Origin of the sequence: Micrococcus sp. APC 4021 (assembly GCF_030407635.1) — a bacterium.
GTDB classification, from domain to species: domain Bacteria; phylum Actinomycetota; class Actinomycetes; order Actinomycetales; family Micrococcaceae; genus Micrococcus; species Micrococcus luteus.
In genome coordinates this window covers 1-1,632 of the sequence record NZ_JASDCZ010000206.1, presented here as the reverse complement: position 1 = coordinate 1,632, position 1,632 = coordinate 1, and the positions used below count along the sequence as shown (strand labels likewise).

2 protein-coding genes are annotated in these 1,632 nt (G+C 73.9%); both read left to right on the top strand.

What is annotated here, in order from left to right:
• The first annotated feature begins 84 nt into the window (after positions 1-84).
• Complete coding sequence (locus tag QL983_RS11195) at positions 85-411, top strand: rhodanese-like domain-containing protein (protein WP_036337169.1); 327 nt, start codon at positions 85-87, stop codon at positions 409-411.
• Positions 408-1,358 (top strand): prephenate dehydratase, encoded by a 951-nt coding sequence (gene pheA, locus QL983_RS11190; protein ID WP_049160683.1) that lies wholly within the window; start codon positions 408-410, stop codon positions 1,356-1,358. The genes QL983_RS11195 and pheA overlap by 4 nt, the downstream gene beginning before the upstream one ends.
• Positions 1,359-1,632 lie beyond the last annotated feature (274 nt).

Here is a 1,632-nt window from a genome sequence, read left to right as displayed (position 1 = left end):
TGCGGCCGAGCCTAACGGGCGTGGGCCGGGTCATGGACGGCGGGGCCTTCCTGGGACGTCCGGGCGGGTGGCTACGCTGAAGCCATGAGCGCCTTCGAGACCGTCGATGTGAACGAGATCCCCGCCGATGCGGCCATCCTGGACGTCCGCGAGGACGACGAGTGGGCCCTGGGCCGCGCCGCCGGCGCCCAGCACATCCCGCTGGGCCAGCTGCCGGAGCGACTCGAGGAGCTGGACCCGGACACGGACTACTACCTGATCTGCCGCACCGGCGGCCGCTCCGCCCGCGCCGCCGAGTTCATGACCGGCCGCGGCTACTCGGCCATCAACGTGGCCGGCGGCTCCGGCGCGTGGCTCGAGGCCGGCAAGCCGATGGAGGCCGACGGCGACGCCGAGCCCACCGTCAAGTGACGGGGACGGGCTCCGCTGACGCGACGCCGTCGCGCCTGCGCTACGCCTTCCTCGGCCCGGCCGGCACCTTCACCGAGGCCGCCCTGCGCAAGGTGGCGGACCCGGCCGAGGCCGAGTTCGTGTCTGCGGGCTCCGTGCTGAGCGCCGTGGCGGCGCTGCGCAGGGGGGAGGTGGACCGCGCCGTCGTGCCCATCGAGAACTCGGTGGAGGGCGGCGTCTCCGCCACCGTGGACGAGATCGCCCTCGGGGAGACGCTGCAGATCCTCGCGGAGGTGCACGTGCCCATCAGCTTCGTGCTCGTGGGCCGGCCCGGCGTCGCGATCGAGGACGTGCGGCGCGTGACCACGCACCCCCACGCCTGGGCGCAGGTGCGCGGCTGGGCCGAGACGGCGCTGCCGGGCGTGGAGTTCACGCCCGCCCCGTCGACGGCGGCCGGGGCCGGCCTCGTGGCCCAGGGCGACTTCGACGCCGCCGTGTGCGCCCCGCTCGTGGCCGAGCAGACCGGGCTGCCGGTGCTCGCCGAGCGGATCGAGGACGTGCCGGGCGCCGTGACGCGCTTTGTGCTGCTCTCCCGGCCGACGGCCCTGCCCGCGCCCACGGGAGCGGACAAGACCACGCTGGTGGTGCCGCTGCCGGAGGACCGGCCCGGCGCCCTCGGGCAGATCCTGGCCGAGTTCACCACGCGCGGGGTGAACCTCTCCCGCATCGAGTCCCGGCCGACCGGCGAGGGCATCGGGCGGTACTTCTTCTCCCTCGACCTCGAGGGGCACCTGGCGGAGGCCCGCGTGGGTGATGCGCTCGCGGCCCTGTACCGGGAGTACCCCGACCTGCGGTTCCTGGGCTCCTACGCCCAGGCCGAGCCCGTGCCCACGAGGGTGCCGGCCGAGTTCACCGACGCCGCGTATCGCTCCGGCCGCGCCTGGGTGGAGTCCCTCCGCTCCCGCTGAGGCGGTGCAGCACTTTCGTTCGGGAAACGGCGGCCCCCGGGCCACTTTCGTTCGGGAAACGGCGGCCCCCGAGGGACTTTCGTTGACGAAACGGGAGGTTCCTAGGCCCCTTTCGTGGCCGAAACGGGACGATCACCACGACGACGGGCCGTCGTCGCGCTTCCCGTCCGCGCGTCGCCCCGGCGCCCGTTTCCCGAACGAAAGTGCTGGGGAAGCCGCCGTTTCCCGAACGAAAACGGTGGGGAAGCCGCCGTTTCCCGAACGAAAGCGGGGA

Excerpts from the sequence above, each read along its gene's own strand:
- QL983_RS11195 (WP_036337169.1), top strand. The coding sequence starts at position 85 with ATGAGCGCCTTCGAGACCGTCGATGTGAACGAGATCCCCGCCGATGCG.